We start from the raw sequence: 16560 nt of genomic DNA on the forward strand, positions 1-16560 counted from the left end.
TTGAACCTCATTGTAAATATTAAGCAGGTATGAACTGTATAAGATGATAACTCATCAATTTGTGTCTATAAGAGCCATTTAACTTGCGCTATTATAGCCTCGAAAAATAGCTAGCCACTGGAGTACCACTTGTTTAAAAAATTTACATTTTTACCTATAGCCATCATGGCCTCATCGCTTTTGTCATTAACAATAAGCCTATCTGTTGAGGCAAAAACTGAACCCGTGAGTGATCTCGCAAAATACACCGCAGACTACGCAGTATCAACTTACCAAAAAGATATGGTTAATAGCTTACGTGAGCTTGTTAAATACAATACCTTAGCAGAAGACGGCGTATCAGCTAACGTCAATCCAGTCCATATTGCCTTTAAAGCAGAGTTAAAAAAGCAAGCATTGGCGCTAGGCTTAGACTTTACCGATGACGGCTACGTAGTGGTAATTGGCTTAGGTGATCAAAAAGAACGAGTTGGCATTATTACTCACGGTGATGTGCAACCAGTTAACCCTGAAAAATGGACTAAGTCACCGTTTGAACTTGATAGCACCACAGAGCCAGGCCGTTTAATTGGTCGTGGTACTGAAGATGATAAAGGCCCTATTTCCACCGCCCTTTATGCGATGAAAGCCATTAAAGATAAAAACGTAGTACTTAACAAACGTATCGAATTATATGTTTATATGGCGGAAGAGTCTGACTGGGAGCCATTAAAAGCTTATATAAAAACTCATGACTTACCACAAACCAACATCACAATTGACGCAGAGTATCCGGTAGTTACGGCTGAAAAAGGCTATGGCACTATTAAGTTAGTTTTTAACAAGCAGGAAGTGCCAACTATTTCTCCTTATATCAGTGAATTCACTGGTGGTTTCTTTGGCAGCCAAATTCCTGAAGATGCCAGCGCAACCATCGAAAATGCTAACATTGTGCTACTGCAACGTTTAATGCGTAAAGCGCGCGGTTATCAAGGCGTCAGTTTTGATCTTGAATTAAAAGACAGCACATTAACAGTCAAAGCTTTAGGTAAATCAGCCCATTCTTCAAAACCTAGTGATGGTGTTAATGCGATTCCTTACCTAGCTGATCTATTATCACGCACGCGCTGGGTAAATAACGGTCCGGGTACATTAGTTAACTTTATTAATGACAATATTGGTTTAGGATTAGAAGGAGAAAAATTTGGCAGTATTGCTTATCAAGACGACTTTATGGGCCCGATGACTGTTGCACCAACAGTGATAAAGCAACATGATGACAACTTAGAGCTGAACATTAATTTACGTCGACCTCAAGGTAAAAGTAAGCAGCAACTTAGCGGTGAAATTCATCAAACGGTCGTTGACTGGAATAATAGGTTTAATACTAGCGTGACCGAGCTTGAGCATTACATTGGCGACCCTTTCATTCAAAATGATGCACCACATATTGATACATTGCTATCAGTATTTAGCCATTTTACTGGTATTATAGACGCCAAGCCTATTGCTATTGGAGGTGGCACAAACTCACGCTTATTCCCTAACGCAGTAAGCTTTGGTCCGTCAATGCCAAACACGGAATACACCGGACATTCTGAACATGAATTTATTACCATGGACCAGTTTGTATTAAATTTGAAAATGTATACTGCTGTTTTGGTTGAGTTAGCTAAATAATCAACATTAATCAATGACAATTACATGAGTGATTGTCATGCCGACACAATCGATAGTTCCAAAAGTGAGCTATAGCGATTAACGTAGCTCCAGCCATTGTCAGTGACTTTTCGACAGCCTCTCCAAAGCCGAGCATGCCGTTTGCGATAGCAACTATCAATAACACAAGCCCTAAAATACCTGCAGCAACAACACTCAAGTTACGGTGTGTTTTACAACCAATAGTTAATGCATACAAACTTGTCGGTAAAACTCCTGCAACCATCCAAAAATGCAAAGACTCTGATTCTAGCTTCATACCAATTGCGGCAGGTAATAAAGCAACAAGTAAGGGCAATGCTAAGCAATGGAAGGCACATAAAACTGATAAGCCTATTGCGAGCCTATCTGCAGGTTGTTGGAGCTCGTTCATTCAAATTTCCCTTATTTATTACCAATTAACTAGATCAGATCTCAGTTATTATTTGTCAAACACTAAAGATATGATACAACATAACATTAAATATAAGTAAAAACCATCAACAAAAAAATAAATTATCTATATTCAAGCTGCTAGAAACGGCATTTTCAAATAGCTTGAATATATAATAACCACTATACATCAAGAGAATTAGTGCATTTTAATAAGACGTGAAATTCAGCCTTCTAACGATAAAGCCATACTTTCGATTGCACATAGCATTATTGGTATCTGGCACAATTATAGATGTCACATCAATCACTGTGTTATCATGCAGAAATACAACGCCTAGCGATTGGTGCATAAAAATATAAAGGGAAACAATGTTAGTTGATAATTTATTGCAGCATGCGCAACAAAAGTGCCAACAAGCAGGGGGGCGATTCACAGATAAACGTCGTAACATACTTGATAATTTAATTAAGGCAAAGCAGCCTTTATCTGCTTACGATTTAACTGAATTGTATAACCAAAGTAATGCTCCAAAAATTCAACCTATGTCTGTTTACCGTATTCTTGATTTCTTCATAGAAATGGAATTAGTTCACAAACTTCCCACATTAAATAAATATGTCGTATGTTCACATTTAGCATGCAAGCATAACCATCAAGATCAATATTTTGTCATTTGTAAAGCTTGTGGAAGTGCGCAAGAAGTAACAATGAACGCACAACTAACGCAAGAACTTAGTGAGTCAGCTTCCACAGTTGGGTTTCAAATTACGGATGCTCAGTTTGAGCTATTCGGCCTTTGCAAAGGTTGTGCTGATAAAACCAATATCTAAAGTGATAGCCGCTCGACCCTAAAGGCTTATCAACTACTTTAGAACTCAGTTATCGCTTTTATATAATAAAGAGTTATTAATGGTAATTATCAGGATTAACTCATTTCCTTTAACACCATTTTAATAGCCATTCGTGTATCATCAATTTTACTAACTAACTCTTGAACCACACTCTCTTCTGCGCCCATTAAATGCCAAGAATCAGCCCATACCGTTTTAAGCATAACCGCCTTATCCGCAACATCTGGTGCAATAAGGGCACTTAAGTCGACAACTAGGCCAACTTCAACCCAGCCTTTACGAGGGTTACCAGAAATTTCATCACCGTCATAATACGCGGTTAAAATAATATGTTCTAATTCGCCTAGATGCTCAAACACTTCAAAAGCAGCCGTTCGAACATTATTATTTTCTTCACTGACTTCCATGCGCCATGCGTTATAGCTAAAACCAAGTAAGGCAAACAGCACACTAAATACACTCATGATATAATAAACTTTTAATTTTTCTTTCAAATTTCTCAATCTGAATACCTCTTTATCGCCACAGGAAAGGCAATTACTACTGAATAGTTTTACAGACCGAGTGAATTTATTAAACCATTCAGTCAATTTAAATTTTATTGATTATTTTCGATTAATATTTATTAACTTTCATATTAGGTAGAACATATAGCTACTAATCATTAGCCATAGTATGCGATAGCTCTAGCCCTGAGTACAAGTAAACGATATTATTTAATAAAATCATCAATGTGTTTTAAATATGAAAAAAGTGTGCGTTGTTACCGGTGGCAGTTCAGGAATTGGTTTAAGTATAGTTAAACTATTTTTAGCTAAGCAATATCAAGTATTTAACTTAGATATTAGCCCTTCAGATTTTGGTGAGTTTTGCCAATGCGATATTACGCAGGTGAGCCAGGTCAGCCAAATCATTAATGACATAGCAAAACAAGGCGCGATTGACGTTTTAGTGTCTAACGCCGGCATTCATTTCTCTGGCTCTATTGAAAACACGAGCGAAGATGAATTAGAAAGGGTTTTTAATATCAATGTTAAAGGTGCGTACGCGGCAGTGAAAGCTGTTTTACCTGTGATGAGAGCACAGAAAAATGGTGCGATAATTTTAATGGCTTCTGATCAAGCATTAATAGCCAAAAATAACTCATTCGCCTACAACCTCAGCAAAGCAGCTTTGGCATCAATGGCTAAAACTACCGCACTTGATTATGCACAATTTAATATCCGCGCTAATGCGGTGTGCCCAGGCACAATAGAAACTCCACTTTATCATCAAGCTATTGATAGATATTGTGAAAAATCAGGCACCAATAAAGCTGAAGTACATGCAGAAGAAGCAGCATTACAGCCATTAGGTAGGTTAGGCCAAGCAGAAGAAGTTGCTGAATTAGTCTATTTTCTCGGCTCTGACAAAGCAAAATTTATCACTGGCAGCTTACAAGTAATTGATGGTGGCTATACCGCTCAATAATGATATAAATAACTATGAAAATCATTGATCCTCACCTGCACTTATTTGACCTTAACAAAGGCCAATATCACTGGCTAAAACCAGAAAACCCGCCTTTTTGGCCAGATAAGCCTGTGATCGCGAAAAACTTCAGTGAGCAAGCTCTCAAACTAGCATCGCCACTCAACCTTGCTGGTTTTGTACATATTGAGGCCGGATTTAATAACCAAGAACCATGGCGTGAAATTGCATGGTTAGAAGAGAACTGCCAAAGTAGTTTTCGCTCTATTGCCAGTCTCGATATTACTTTAATGCCAGCATTATTTTCACAGCAGTTAGATAAATTATTAACTTATCAAAGTGTTGTTGGCATTCGTCACATCTTAGACGATGAGGCACTAAATATTCTTAAACACAAAAACTGCTTAACTAATTTGCAACTTTTGGCTAAGAAGCAACTCTGTTTTGAACTGCAAATATCACTGTCAGATAACCACGCAATTGATCAACTAGTTGAAATTTTATCCGTAACATCAGGTCTATTCTATTGTATCAACCACGCAGGTTGGCCTCCTTTAAATATTGAAAACGCCAGAAATAAAAGTCATTGGCAACAAAACCTTCAGCGATTAAGTAAATTTTCGAACATCTATATCAAATGCTCAGGTTTTGAAATGGCGGATAGGCATTATAGCAAAAATTGGCAACAAGCAGTTATCAACCAATGTATAACACATTTTGGTATAGCACGTGTGATACTAGCAAGTAATTTTCCACTGTGTTTATGGCATGCTAGCTATCAAGAAAACTGGCTAAGTTATAGTGAGCTGAAGCAATGTTGCAATAAGCCTTTAACTAGTAATGATATAACGCAACTTTGTTACCAAAACGCTTACGATTTTTATAAATTTTAATCGATACATTTTACTAAAGCACCGACTATACTAAATAGTCGACTATGCTAAATGAAATGTTTACGATTTGAATAACACCTGCTCAAACAGTGAAATTTCAGCGTATTAAAGAGTGAAGTAATTATGCGGATAGTAAACATATGATTAACACCTCAAATTGTATTATTGAACACCCAATAGAAAAATTAAATACTGAAAACTGGCAGAAACTCGTCAATATGATGGCTGAGCTTTTCGATGCAGCGAGTGGTGTTATTGTACAATACCGCCAGCAAAGTTTTAATGTTGTTGCTACCAGTGAAAATACGAATAACTTTCTTGAAGTAAACGCCACTTGGCCCTGGGACATTAAAAGCTTTTGCCGACGTATTGTTGAGACTAACGATAAACTCTATGTTAAAAACGCTTTAGATGACGACGAATGGGCACATGTTCCGCCAGTTGTTGATGGGCCTGTAAGATCTTATTTAGGCTACCCATTACTTTGGCCTGACGGCTCACTATTTGGCTCTTTTTGTGTCATCGATTCTAAAGCAACTAATTATTCTGCAGCATTAGAAAAAGCGCTAGGCCAACTTAAACTTATCGTCGAAAATGATCTTCGCTACGTTACTCAAATCATCGAAACGAATGAATTACTGACTGAAAAGATATCACAAGAAAAACAACTTAAAAAACTCGCTCTATATGACCAACTTACTGGTTGTGCCAATCGTAATTTATTGATTGACCGCGTTGATTATCAAATAGCACAAGCACAGAGAAACAACTCTCAATTTAGCTTAGTTTATTTTGACCTTGATAGATTCAAGCCTATTAATGACAATTATGGTCATCAATGTGGAGACTTGGTCTTGACTAACATCGGCAAAGAGGTCAAAGCGGCGGTACGAGAAACAGACACCCTCGCTAGAGTTGGCGGCGACGAATTTGTTATAGTAATGAACAAAAAAATCAAAAACGATAAAATTAAACAAAAGCTGTTAGAGACGATAGAGATGCCAATCCAATATGGCGACGTAACTGTTTCTGTATCAGCAAGCATTGGTATCGCTAGCTACCCTAATGATGGAAAAACAGTGGAAGCTTTATTAGCAGCGGCTGATGCTAATATGTACTCAGACAAAGCAAAAAATGCATTTACTAATTAAAAAAACTCGCCATTAATGTTAATTTATCGCAAAATAATTTTACATAAAGTATATAGATTATAAAAATCATTTCATCTGAAACGCTATGGATTCATTCGATAAAAAAATATTAAAAATTCTACAAGATGACTGCACTTCTTCGGTTAGTAATGTGGCCAGCCAAGTAGGTTTATCAACCACACCTTGTTGGCGCCGCATTCAAGCGATGGAAAAGTCTGGCATCATAAAAGGTCGTGTTGCACTTGCCGACCCTGAAAAACTCAATGTTGGTTTAACGGTATTTGTTACCATCAAAACGAATCAACATAATCCTGAATGGTTAAGTGAGTTTAGAAACGTCGCTGAAGACTTCCCTGAAATTATCGAGTTTTACCGCATGAGTGGTGAAGTTGATTACCTATTACGCGTTGCCGTGCCAGATATGAAAGCCTACGACAGCTTTTATAAACGCTTGATAACACGGGCAAGCTTTGCTGATATCAGTTCAAGTTTCGCGATGGAAGAAATTAAATATACCACTGCTTTGCCTGTCGATTATATTTAGTCGAAAAAAGACATTGGCAGTAGTTCATTGTTTTTGCAATAAAAGAAAATAAAAGGGGAGCTTTCGCTCCCCTTTTTAATGCTTTAATTTAGCCACCTTACTTTAAAGCATTCACCGTCACATTAGGCGAACGCTTGACGATTTCGTCATTAAGTTCAATACCAATACCAGGAGTATCTGGCGCTTGAAAAAAGCCATTAATTGGCTGTGGGTCTTGTAAGCATAACTCACGGTTCCAATCTTTAATGGCATAAGTATGATGCTCATGAATTAAAAAGTTTGGAATCGCCGTTTCTAAATGAAGCGATGCTGCCGTTGCTACTGGGCCACCACAAACATGGGCTTGAATACGAATATCATAAACATCGGCATAGTCACACACTTTTTTCGCTTCGGTAAAGCCACCACATAAGCCAATATCAGGCTGTAGCACATCAATACTTTGATCTTCAAAATAAGGGCGCACATCCCAACGATGATATAAACGCTCGCCACCGGCAATCGGTACATTAACGTTATCAGCCACTTTTTTGTGTACCGCTGAATTTAAATAATTAACCGGCTCTTCATAAAACATACAGCCAACTTCTTCAACAATTTTGCCCATTTGAATAGCTGATGCCGCGCCCATTAATGAATGCGATTCAAAGATAATATCAACATCTTCACCAACAGCATCACGAATAGCGCGTAAACGATTGCCAAATAAGCGCATTTGTTTCGGGGTAAATAGCTTTGTGCGATCAAACGACGAACTGCCATCTTGGTTATAAACAATCGGGTCAACTTTTACCGCGTCATAGCCTTGTGCAACCGCTTTTAATGCCGCTTCGGCGTATTGTGCTGGCTCTATTAGTTTGTTGATTTGTGTGTCCCAATCGAACTGCAATTGGCTAGCATAAGTACGTAGCTTGTCATTCGTTTTACCGCCTAGTAATTGATAGACCGGCAAACCTAGAGCTTTACCTTTAATATCCCATAATGCGGTATCTATTGCGCTCATTGCTGAATAAAGCACAGGCCCTCCGCCTAGTCCCCAAAAGCTTTCTCGCAACATACGTGACCAAAGTAATTCTGTATTAAAAGGGTTAAAGCCAATAAGCACCGCTTCGCTAATTTCTTTTAGCATTGCCGCAGCAGCACTATGTCCCCAATCATAAGCAAGACCAGCTTCACCAACACCACTAATGCCTTCATCGGTATGTACGCGAATAAACACCGGATTCCAACCAGGACGCTTCGGACATTCAATATCAAAAATTTCTACATGAGTTACTTTCATTACGCTCTCTTTAAATTCTTATGTGTTAATTTTATCAGCTATCATTTCATCGCTATAATGCGAAACTAGGATCTACTTTATAAACCCGACGCAGCATCGCCGGCCATGCTTTTTGGCCGCCTGTTAAGCCAGTATGAACAATATTTGCTTGACCTTTAATGCCATCAACAATACTTTGATCAACTAATATCGGCTTCATACCCGTCGACATAACTTGCACTTGAATTTGGCAAGCACGTATTAAATCGTACATATGCATAAACGCATCACCAATAGTTTTACCCATCGTTAATGCACCGTGGTTGCGCAGTAGCATAAAGTTTTTATCGCCTAAGTCTTGCTGTAAACGTAACTTTTCATCACCATTTACCGCTAACCCTTCATAATCGTGATAGCTCATTGAAGCTAAAGCGAACATTGAATATTGGCTTATCGGCAGCAGTCCTTCCTCTAGACTAGCCACCGCAATTGCTTCATTACAATGCACATGCAAGGCACAAATATCGTCATGACGAACTTCATGAACAGCACTATGGATAGTAAAGCCAGCAGGGTTAAACTCAAATGGACAGTCGGCATCAACAATATTGCCTGTCATATCAATTTTAACCAAATTCGAGGCTGTTATTTCATCAAAGCGCAAACCAAAAGCATTGATCAGCACATATTCAGTATCAGGAATTCGCACAGAAACATGGGTATAAATTAAATCATCCCAGCCGTGCAAGGCAATTAAGCGATAACATGCGGCTAAATCGACTCTTAATTGCCACTCTTGTGCTGATACTTTATTTTTCAAATCAATGACGGGAATAGTTAACACCAGCTTTACTACCTTTTATTTTCATCTGTTAAATATATTTAACTAAATAATTTAACGAGGTGTGTGATTTTTATGCTACAAACCATATCCTATGATGAAGCTGAGTTAAAGCACCAGATATTCTTACTTAGATCTAAAAGGTAAACTATGTGTATTTTATTTATTGCCATTAAACAACATCCTGACTACCCCGTGATTATTTGTGCCAATCGAGATGAGTTTCATCGACGGCCAACAGAAAATATGCACTGGTGGCCTGAGCAAAATATTTTGGCGGGTAAAGACTTACAAGCAGGAGGCACGTGGTTAGGCTTAAGTCCTAACGGCAACTTTTCAGCTTTAACTAACTTTCGCCGCCCTGCAAATTTTGATGAAAAAAAGCGTTCACGTGGTGACTTGGTCGTACAAGCATTAACAACGAACCATGAAAGTACCCAGCAAGTTTTAACCAATGAGTCTGAGCAATATAACGGTTTCAACTTAGTTTTTGGGCAATTAAATAACTTACAAGCATTTGATAGCGTTAATAAGAAATTCGTAACGCTAGCAAAGGGGGTTCATAGTATTTGTAATGGCGCACTTGATGATGTTTGGCCAAAAATGGCTTCAGGATTAACAACACTCGAAAAATTAATTACCATTGAAGAAATAAATATTGAGCAGTTTTTTACTGTGATGAAAAACCAAGATATTGCGGAAGATCAGCACGTGCCTAATACGGGCTTAAGTGCTGAGTTAGAGTCATTACTGAGTAGTATTTTTATTGTTTCTCCTGAATACGGTACCCGTTCAACCGCCATCATATTACAAAATAAAATTGGTGAAATTGAAGTTTATGAACGTAACTACAACCATGAAGGCAAGGTGCTAAACCATACTGAATTTCAAATACCTCCTCTACAAACCCAAATGAGCTCCAATCAATAACTAAACCATCTCGCGAATAATAGCGGCAAAAATTGCAATAAAAACCACCACCCATAATATTTTAGAGTACTTTTGTTGCTGCTCAGCTTCCATCGGTTTACCAAAACGTTCTCCTAAAATAACCATTGCAGCTACAGCAGAAAAAACACACAATAAAATAATCAATAAAGTCATGTAGTTTGTCACTCAAATCAAAGTTGTTAGTCTAATTCATCATACCTAACTTAGCACTATCCGCAAACTTTCTAACAAATACAAAATAAGCATTATTTTCAATAAATTTAACAAGATCACACTTCTGTGCTTTCATTTTAAAATTAATCATTTACCATAGAAAATTATTTTCAATGTGAATGATTTTGCCATGTCAAATACTGATAATTTTATCGATAAACGTCGGTTTATAATACGTTTAGGCAAAGCCTTACATAAGTTTGGTACTCCTGCATATCGCTTAGAGGCGCATTTAACAAATGTTTCTGAAAGTTTAGGGTTGTTTGGATCTTTTGTGATCACACCTACGTCTTTAACGTTTGTATTATCGCAAGACCACGAAAACCAAGACTACAATCACATTCTTCGCGTTGCGCCTGGCGATCTCGATTTAGGCTCATTAGCCCGTGCTGATGAATTGGTTGACGAGTTAACCTCAGGCCAAAGAACCTTAGCAGAATCTATCGAACGCCTTGACGATATTGCCAATAAACCCAATCCATACGGACGCTTTTTAACTTTCCTTGCTTTTGGTGCCTCAAGTGGTGCATTTGCCATGCTAATGCAAACTAGCTGGAACGATGTTTTCTGGTCAACTTTACTCGGTATGATTGTTTGTTTATTTACCTTTTGGGCTGAACGTTCGAAGCGAGTAACTGACATGTTAGAGCCTATATCTGCACTAACAAGTGCAATTTTAGCTTCTGCCATTGCTTTAATTGACCCTAGTATCAATATTCCGTTGGTCATTTTATCTAGCATTATCGCTTTTATACCTGGTCTAGCATTAACTTTGGCATTGTCAGAACTTGCCGCCCGAAATTTAATGTCCGGCACCGCACGTATTATGGACGCGTTAATGATCCTATTTAAAATTTATTTTGGCGGTGTACTAGGTATTGCATTAGGCAAAATGCTGTGGGGAGAGGTCGCGTTTGTTGAGCCATCACATACTCCTGAATGGACCGTATGGGCAGCAGTTACCACGCTATCAATCAGCTTAGTTATCTTGTTTAGGTGCCGTAAAAAAGATGCACCTTGGGGCATTATTTCTGGCTACGTAGCGTTTGGCGCTAGCATCGTTGGCGCAGAATATTTAGGTGTTGCTTTAGGCGCTTTCGTTGGTGCTTTTGCATTAGGAATTTATAGTAATATTTTCTCCCGTATCATGAACTTACCGTCTAGTGTAGTGAAGTTATTGGGATTAGTCGTGTTAGTTCCTGGTAGTAAAGTTTATATCGGTTTAAATCACGCGGTCTCTGGGCAAACCATGCTGAATGCGACCGATATTGGCTCGCAGGCCTTCTTGATTTTCATGTCGCTAGTCGCGGGGTTAATCTTCGCTAACGTCGCACTGCCATCAAGAAAAACACTGTAATGAATTACATCAATGTTAAGGCAGTTCATTAATGGTCACTAAAACTAAATATCATCATGGTGATTTACGTAAATCATTAGTCAGTACTGCCAGCGATATGGTGGCAGAAGACGGAATTGAAGGTTTATCATTACGTAAGCTTGCCGAAAAGATTGGCGTTTCCCGCACCGCTGCCTATCATCATTTTACTGATAAAAATGACTTGTTGTGTGCTATCGCAGAGCAAGCTTTTGAACGTTGGCATAAAATTTCAAGTGAAATTTTCTCACAAGAAAACCTGTCTAATGTCGACAAGTACCGTAGCTTTGTCCACGCTTACATTAGCTTTGCTAATGAAAACCCGTCGTTATACGAGCTAATGTTTGGCCGTGTAATTTGGAAAGAAAACAACAGTACTGCAACGCTTAAAAGTATTGCTTACACTAGTTTTAATTACCAAGTCGAAATGATTAAACTTTGGCAAGAACAAGGCATTATTAATAGTGAAGAGAATACCTTAAGGCTCGCACAAGTTTCTTGGGCAACTTTACACGGTATTGCGCGTTTAGTAATTGATGGAATTTACGCACAGGAAAATCAAATCGATGAAATGTGTGAATGTGCTGTTAACGTTTTCCTGATCGATAATACTTGATTTCAATAGCATTTAACTGCAATAACGCTTAGTTTCACTAACTCTATTAAAAAGTAAGATCTAAAAATTCATTAAGGTGATCATTATGTCAACGTCAGAAGATAAGACAAAGTTAGCGCAGTTCGATGAGTTTTTCTCGATTGATTACCGCTTCAATATTAATGTTTCACCTCTGGGCTCGGCGCAATTGCCGAGTTACGAAGAATTTATTGAGGAAATGCCAGCACCGTTCAAAATTGCTTCGGAAATAACGACACTGGATCAAGGTGCCTTACGTCCACTGCAAGCTGTAGCTGGTGTTGCAAGCCAACTAATGGAATATTTAAATCATCAAGCAAAAAAAATGGATTTACTGGTAGGTTATATCCTAAATCAACAAGATCTTGAAAATGAACGATATCAAGCAATCAAGTTTGGCGGTGGCGGTATCATATTTAAAGCTGACTTATCATCTGAGTTTAACATTGGTGACTTCATTCATTTGAAGTTGTTTTTTGCTGAAGACAACAGCGCACTATTTTGCCTTGGTGAAATCATCAGCTACGAAGAAAACGACGATCATAAACAACATAAAGTGGTGTTTCACCATATTCGTGAAAAGGACCGTGAATTGTTAGTTCGTAACAGCTTGCATCAGCAATCAAAGCAGCTGCAAGCGTTAGCTCAGCAGCGTAATGAAGCAAAAAACACGCAAACATAACCACTTGTTTTGAGCTAGCAGCAACATTTATATTTTTTATATGTGAATGAAGTAACCTAGCTAGCTCAATTAAATTCACCTCCTCTTTAGCTAATTTATCTTTTTAAAACAACGTCATTATTCAAGCAATTAGAACCTTTTTCAGCTATTCGCCAACTAAAACAATAAAAATGAATACGTATGTAAACACCTAGTTAATATTCGATGCTTATTTTATGCTCAATTCGTTAACAAATTAGAAACATAATAAAATAAGCTAACGAATATTAACGAGGAAAGTATGAAATCTACATCAATGTTGAAAAGATTCACACAGGCATCAGTTATTACCAGCACCCTACTGTTTAGCCAATTATCAAGCGCAGACACAATACTGCACGCTTTTAATTGGACTTACGACGACGTTGCCGCCAAAGCGCAAGAAATTGCCGACTTAGGCTATAAAAAAGTACTCGTTTCTCCCGCCTACAAGTCATCAGGTAACGAATGGTGGGCTCGCTATCAACCACAAGACTTACGTGTCATTCATAGCCCTCTTGGCGATACCAACGATTTTAAAGACATGGTTAATGCGCTAAAAGCGAAAGGCGTAGAAACCTATGCTGATATCGTATTCAACCATATGGCAAACGAATCATACAAACGCTCAGACTTAAACTATCCGGGTGCGGAGGTACTTACTGAGTATGCCGCTGATAGCACTTATTATAATTCAATTAAACTATTTGGAGACTTACAACAAGGTAGTTTAGGCGCTGGTGATTTTCACCCTGCTGGTTGTATAACTGACTGGGGCAACCCAGGTCACGTGCAATATTGGCGTTTATGCGGCGGTAATGGCGATGTAGGCTTACCTGATTTAGACCCAAACAATTGGGTAGTTTCACAGCAACAAACTTACTTACAAGCTTTAAAGACGATTGGCGTTACGGGCTTTCGTGTTGATGCTGCAAAACACATGAGCAATTACCACATCAATGCTGTATTCAATGACAACATTAAAAGTGGTGTACATGTATTTGGCGAAATAATCACTTCAGGTGGCGCTGGCGACAATAGCTACGATAGCTTCCTTGCCCCTTATTTAAACGGCACCGGCCATAGTGCTTACGACTTTCCATTATTTGCCTCTTTACGTGGCGCACTTGGTTTTGGTGGTTCAATGAATCAACTAGCTGACCCAGGCGCATACGGCCAAGCATTATCAGGCGACAAAGCGGTAACGTTTTCAATTACTCATGATATTCCAAGCAACGATGGTTTTAGATATCAAATTCTTAATGCCATCGATGAAACCTTAGCCAACGCCTACATTATGGGCCGTGATGGCGGCACACCAATGATCTACTCTGATCACAATGAAAGTAATGACGGTAGCCGCTGGGTTGATTTATATAAACGCTCAGATATCGCCGGTATGATTAAGTTTCACAATGCTGCACAAGGTCATGGTATGCAGGTCATGAGCTTTAACGACTGTATTATTTTATTCAAACGTGATCATGTCGGCGTTGTTGGTATTAACAAATGTGATAACGGCCAAGATGTTTGGGTAAATACTGCTGAACATAATCTTTGGTGGCATAAAAACTACCGTGATGTAGTAGAAGGTGTTGATATACAAAACGTGAATAGCCAATGGCACAAATTTTACTTGCCTGGACGCAAAGCGAGAATGTGGCTGATGGAGTAAAGCAGCCATTTAAAATAAATATTGTTATTTATCAGTCATTAAAAAACGCGACTAAATATCGCGTTTTCGATGGAATAAATGTTCTGATTTTTGGCCTCATTTCGAACATTAGCGATTACAGCTAATTGGATAGATTGGATGGGGTTTTATATTGATAACGCCTGGCTAAAGCGGTGGAACTTCAAAGCCTCGCTTGAAATTCTTGTGTAGTTTTAACAACCACCATTAGAGCCACTACAATCTGAAGCTGAAGAATAGCTACCTCCATTTGAAGAACTGGTGCCTTTTATAGTTCCAATAAAACATAAAAAGCTAAAAGCGATAATACCTATTGAGTAAGACCATACTTGAGAAACAAAACCACCATAAATTGCAAAAACTACTAATAATAACAATAAAAACCTAAACACTTTTTTCATTTAGAATATCCTATAAATTCATAAGCAATAACACTAATAGTCCCTAACAAGTAACTTTTATTACAAAAAGAATGAAAAGATTTAATCCGCACTGTAATTAGATGAAAATCAATCCTGTTAACGGGCTAACTATTTCACCAGAATAAGCGTTATCGGGAGCAAGTATTCTTCCCCCCGATAACGCGGACAAAACTTGTTAGCACTACGTACTTAAAATAAATCTAAGCCTGGTATAGCCGCTTTTTCAGGGTACATGCAATGATACACATATATTGCAAGCCCTGCATCTCCAGTCCATAAAGTGTATCGGCCTTGCCCGTAATGCAAACGTGCTTTCTGGCACTGTTCAATAGAGTGTATTGCAAATCTTCTTGCTCTCTCAAGCCACACCGACGCCCCCGTTTTTTGGTACAAGTACAATAAGGCATAACCGTTACCAGATGTTCCATGACAGATATTAGAACCTTTTGCTAGAGGTCCTGCCTGCCAAATCAGCTCCCCTGCTGCTTTTAACAATACATCAAGTAGTTTAGACTCAGGTGAATCAATCGTCGGTGTTCTTGACATTGCTGTAACAATACCCGCTGCTCCGTGGCACCATTGAACAAGTAATTTATCAATATCTGGTTTAGTACAGAGCGTCCAATTTGCTAAATTATCTTTTTGTTTTACTGAAATATTTAAAGTGGCAACCGTACGCTTAACTATCACTTCGGTGTAACCATTAGGTAATAGATCTACGCCTTGTAAAAGAATATTGGCATTGCCAGCTACACCATGGCAAGCACCATAATAATGCCGTTTAGGGCCAAATATTTGGCTTTGCCAAAGCCACTCGCCAGTCTCGGTATCTTGTGTCCAGTTATCCATTAATGACTTTGCGCCTTTAACAAACATATCTTTCCAATGACTTTTACCCGACTTCCTATAAAGAGCGAGGGCAGCATGCATCATTCCACTTTGCCCAGAGGTTATTTCATAAAGAGGAAGTTCTATAGTGTCTTCCATGCATCGCATAACTTGTCTTGATAACTTTTCATTATCAGGTTGCATTAAAATTGCGGGCATTAATATGCCGAGTTCACCTATTTGTAAGCCCGACTCGACTGATACATCCGGTGTTTTCAAAAAAGACAGGTAGACATCTTCGATTCCCCCTGATAAATCATTCACTTTATATCCATATTCGCTAAGAATTTGTAAAGCGTGAATTGTGCCTGCAGCTCCTGCGTATGCAGACCATTTAGGCCCAACTCTAGGGTAACTTTCTGCATCAAGTGGATGCGTGGGCCAACAAGTATCAGGTAATAGTGAGCGTTGAATATCATCAATTATTGACAATATCTCTGCCTGCGCAATATTTTTGTCCCATAAAGTTTTGGTGAGAGGTTCGTGGCGTTTTTTATCAAATAACATTATGTATAAAACTTTTCATCAGATTGTGATTAACCCTGCCTGTAGAATTACTCATTTTTTATATTATTTTTAATCAAAATACTCTAATTAGA

18 protein-coding genes are annotated in these 16560 nt (G+C 38.4%); 11 read left to right on the plus strand and 7 right to left on the minus strand.

The window, feature by feature from the left end; all coding sequences use genetic code 11:
* Nucleotides 1-129 precede the first annotated feature (129 nt).
* Nucleotides 130-1659: a dipeptidase gene (locus B7C41_RS06425; RefSeq protein WP_235839635.1), complete on the plus strand. Its 1530-nt coding sequence runs from the start codon at nucleotides 130-132 to the stop codon at nucleotides 1657-1659.
* Nucleotides 1660-1669: 10 nt separating this feature from the next.
* Here the strand turns inward: B7C41_RS06425 and B7C41_RS06430 are convergent, their stop codons facing one another.
* The gene (locus B7C41_RS06430) at nucleotides 1670-2071 is read right to left on the minus strand and encodes a MerC domain-containing protein (RefSeq protein ID WP_085297973.1); all 402 of its coding nucleotides are present in this window, start codon (nucleotides 2069-2071) and stop codon (nucleotides 1670-1672) included.
* 371 nt (nucleotides 2072-2442) lie between these two features.
* Between B7C41_RS06430 and B7C41_RS06435 the strand changes: the two genes are divergently transcribed.
* A complete protein-coding gene (locus B7C41_RS06435) occupies nucleotides 2443-2904 on the plus strand; it encodes a Fur family transcriptional regulator (protein WP_085297974.1) in 462 nt (153 codons plus the stop codon).
* Nucleotides 2905-2999: 95 nt separating this feature from the next.
* Here B7C41_RS06435 and B7C41_RS06440 read toward each other — a convergent pair whose 3' ends face one another.
* The gene (locus B7C41_RS06440; protein ID WP_143764317.1) at nucleotides 3000-3389 is read right to left on the minus strand and encodes a hypothetical protein; all 390 of its coding nucleotides are present in this window, start codon (nucleotides 3387-3389) and stop codon (nucleotides 3000-3002) included.
* A gap of 280 nt (nucleotides 3390-3669) precedes the next feature.
* Here B7C41_RS06440 and B7C41_RS06445 point away from each other — a divergent pair, with 280 nt between their 5' ends.
* The 4 genes from B7C41_RS06445 (at nucleotide 3670) to B7C41_RS06460 (ending at nucleotide 6983) form a co-directional block, all read left to right on the plus strand.
* Nucleotides 3670-4395, plus strand: coding sequence for an SDR family NAD(P)-dependent oxidoreductase (locus tag B7C41_RS06445; RefSeq protein ID WP_085297976.1), 726 nt, complete (start codon nucleotides 3670-3672; stop codon nucleotides 4393-4395).
* A 14-nt stretch (nucleotides 4396-4409) separates the two neighbouring features.
* Nucleotides 4410-5288: an amidohydrolase family protein gene (locus B7C41_RS06450; RefSeq protein ID WP_085297977.1), complete on the plus strand. Its 879-nt coding sequence runs from the start codon at nucleotides 4410-4412 to the stop codon at nucleotides 5286-5288.
* Between the two features lie 140 nt (nucleotides 5289-5428).
* Nucleotides 5429-6439 (plus strand): sensor domain-containing diguanylate cyclase, encoded by a 1011-nt coding sequence (locus B7C41_RS06455; protein ID WP_085297978.1) that lies wholly within the window; start codon nucleotides 5429-5431, stop codon nucleotides 6437-6439.
* A gap of 85 nt (nucleotides 6440-6524) precedes the next feature.
* Nucleotides 6525-6983, plus strand: a complete 459-nt coding sequence (locus B7C41_RS06460) for an Lrp/AsnC family transcriptional regulator (protein ID WP_085297979.1) — start codon at nucleotides 6525-6527, stop codon at nucleotides 6981-6983.
* Between the two features lie 97 nt (nucleotides 6984-7080).
* Here the strand turns inward: B7C41_RS06460 and B7C41_RS06465 are convergent, their stop codons facing one another.
* Both B7C41_RS06465 and B7C41_RS06470 read right to left on the minus strand, forming a co-directional pair.
* Nucleotides 7081-8265, minus strand: a complete 1185-nt coding sequence (locus tag B7C41_RS06465) for a mandelate racemase/muconate lactonizing enzyme family protein (RefSeq protein WP_085297980.1) — start codon at nucleotides 8263-8265, stop codon at nucleotides 7081-7083.
* Nucleotides 8266-8317: 52 nt separating this feature from the next.
* Nucleotides 8318-9088 (minus strand): class II aldolase/adducin family protein, encoded by a 771-nt coding sequence (locus tag B7C41_RS06470; RefSeq protein ID WP_085297981.1) that lies wholly within the window; start codon nucleotides 9086-9088, stop codon nucleotides 8318-8320.
* Between the two features lie 147 nt (nucleotides 9089-9235).
* Here B7C41_RS06470 and B7C41_RS06475 point away from each other — a divergent pair, with 147 nt between their 5' ends.
* Nucleotides 9236-10015, plus strand: a complete 780-nt coding sequence (locus B7C41_RS06475; RefSeq protein ID WP_085297982.1) for an NRDE family protein — start codon at nucleotides 9236-9238, stop codon at nucleotides 10013-10015.
* On the opposite strand, the gene B7C41_RS20130 is transcribed toward B7C41_RS06475, so the two are convergent.
* A complete protein-coding gene (locus B7C41_RS20130) occupies nucleotides 10016-10189 on the minus strand; it encodes a hypothetical protein (RefSeq protein WP_158089091.1) in 174 nt (57 codons plus the stop codon).
* A 190-nt stretch (nucleotides 10190-10379) separates the two neighbouring features.
* Here B7C41_RS20130 and B7C41_RS06485 point away from each other — a divergent pair, with 190 nt between their 5' ends.
* The 4 genes from B7C41_RS06485 to B7C41_RS06500 all read left to right on the plus strand — a co-directional run bounded on the left by B7C41_RS06485 (nucleotide 10380) and on the right by B7C41_RS06500 (nucleotide 14633).
* Nucleotides 10380-11606: a threonine/serine exporter family protein gene (locus B7C41_RS06485; protein WP_085298659.1), complete on the plus strand. Its 1227-nt coding sequence runs from the start codon at nucleotides 10380-10382 to the stop codon at nucleotides 11604-11606.
* 31 nt (nucleotides 11607-11637) lie between these two features.
* Entirely contained in the window at nucleotides 11638-12240 is a 603-nt protein-coding gene (locus tag B7C41_RS06490) for a TetR/AcrR family transcriptional regulator (protein WP_085297984.1), read from the plus strand.
* An 85-nt stretch (nucleotides 12241-12325) separates the two neighbouring features.
* Nucleotides 12326-12940, plus strand: coding sequence for a PilZ domain-containing protein (locus B7C41_RS06495; RefSeq protein WP_085297985.1), 615 nt, complete (start codon nucleotides 12326-12328; stop codon nucleotides 12938-12940).
* Nucleotides 12941-13235: 295 nt separating this feature from the next.
* Nucleotides 13236-14633, plus strand: a complete 1398-nt coding sequence (locus B7C41_RS06500; RefSeq protein ID WP_169712433.1) for an alpha-amylase family protein — start codon at nucleotides 13236-13238, stop codon at nucleotides 14631-14633.
* Nucleotides 14634-14845: 212 nt separating this feature from the next.
* Here the strand turns inward: B7C41_RS06500 and B7C41_RS06505 are convergent, their stop codons facing one another.
* Both B7C41_RS06505 and B7C41_RS06510 read right to left on the minus strand, forming a co-directional pair.
* A complete protein-coding gene (locus tag B7C41_RS06505) occupies nucleotides 14846-15052 on the minus strand; it encodes a hypothetical protein (RefSeq protein ID WP_085297987.1) in 207 nt (68 codons plus the stop codon).
* 210 nt (nucleotides 15053-15262) lie between these two features.
* Nucleotides 15263-16468 carry a lanthionine synthetase C family protein gene (locus B7C41_RS06510; protein WP_085297988.1) on the minus strand — a complete coding sequence of 402 codons (1206 nt, stop codon included), beginning with the start codon at nucleotides 16466-16468 and terminating at the stop codon, nucleotides 15263-15265.
* Nucleotides 16469-16560: the final 92 nt, after the last annotated feature.

The sequence above is a fragment of the Cognaticolwellia mytili genome (genome assembly GCF_002104475.1).
Classification (GTDB): domain Bacteria; phylum Pseudomonadota; class Gammaproteobacteria; order Enterobacterales; family Alteromonadaceae; genus Cognaticolwellia; species Cognaticolwellia mytili.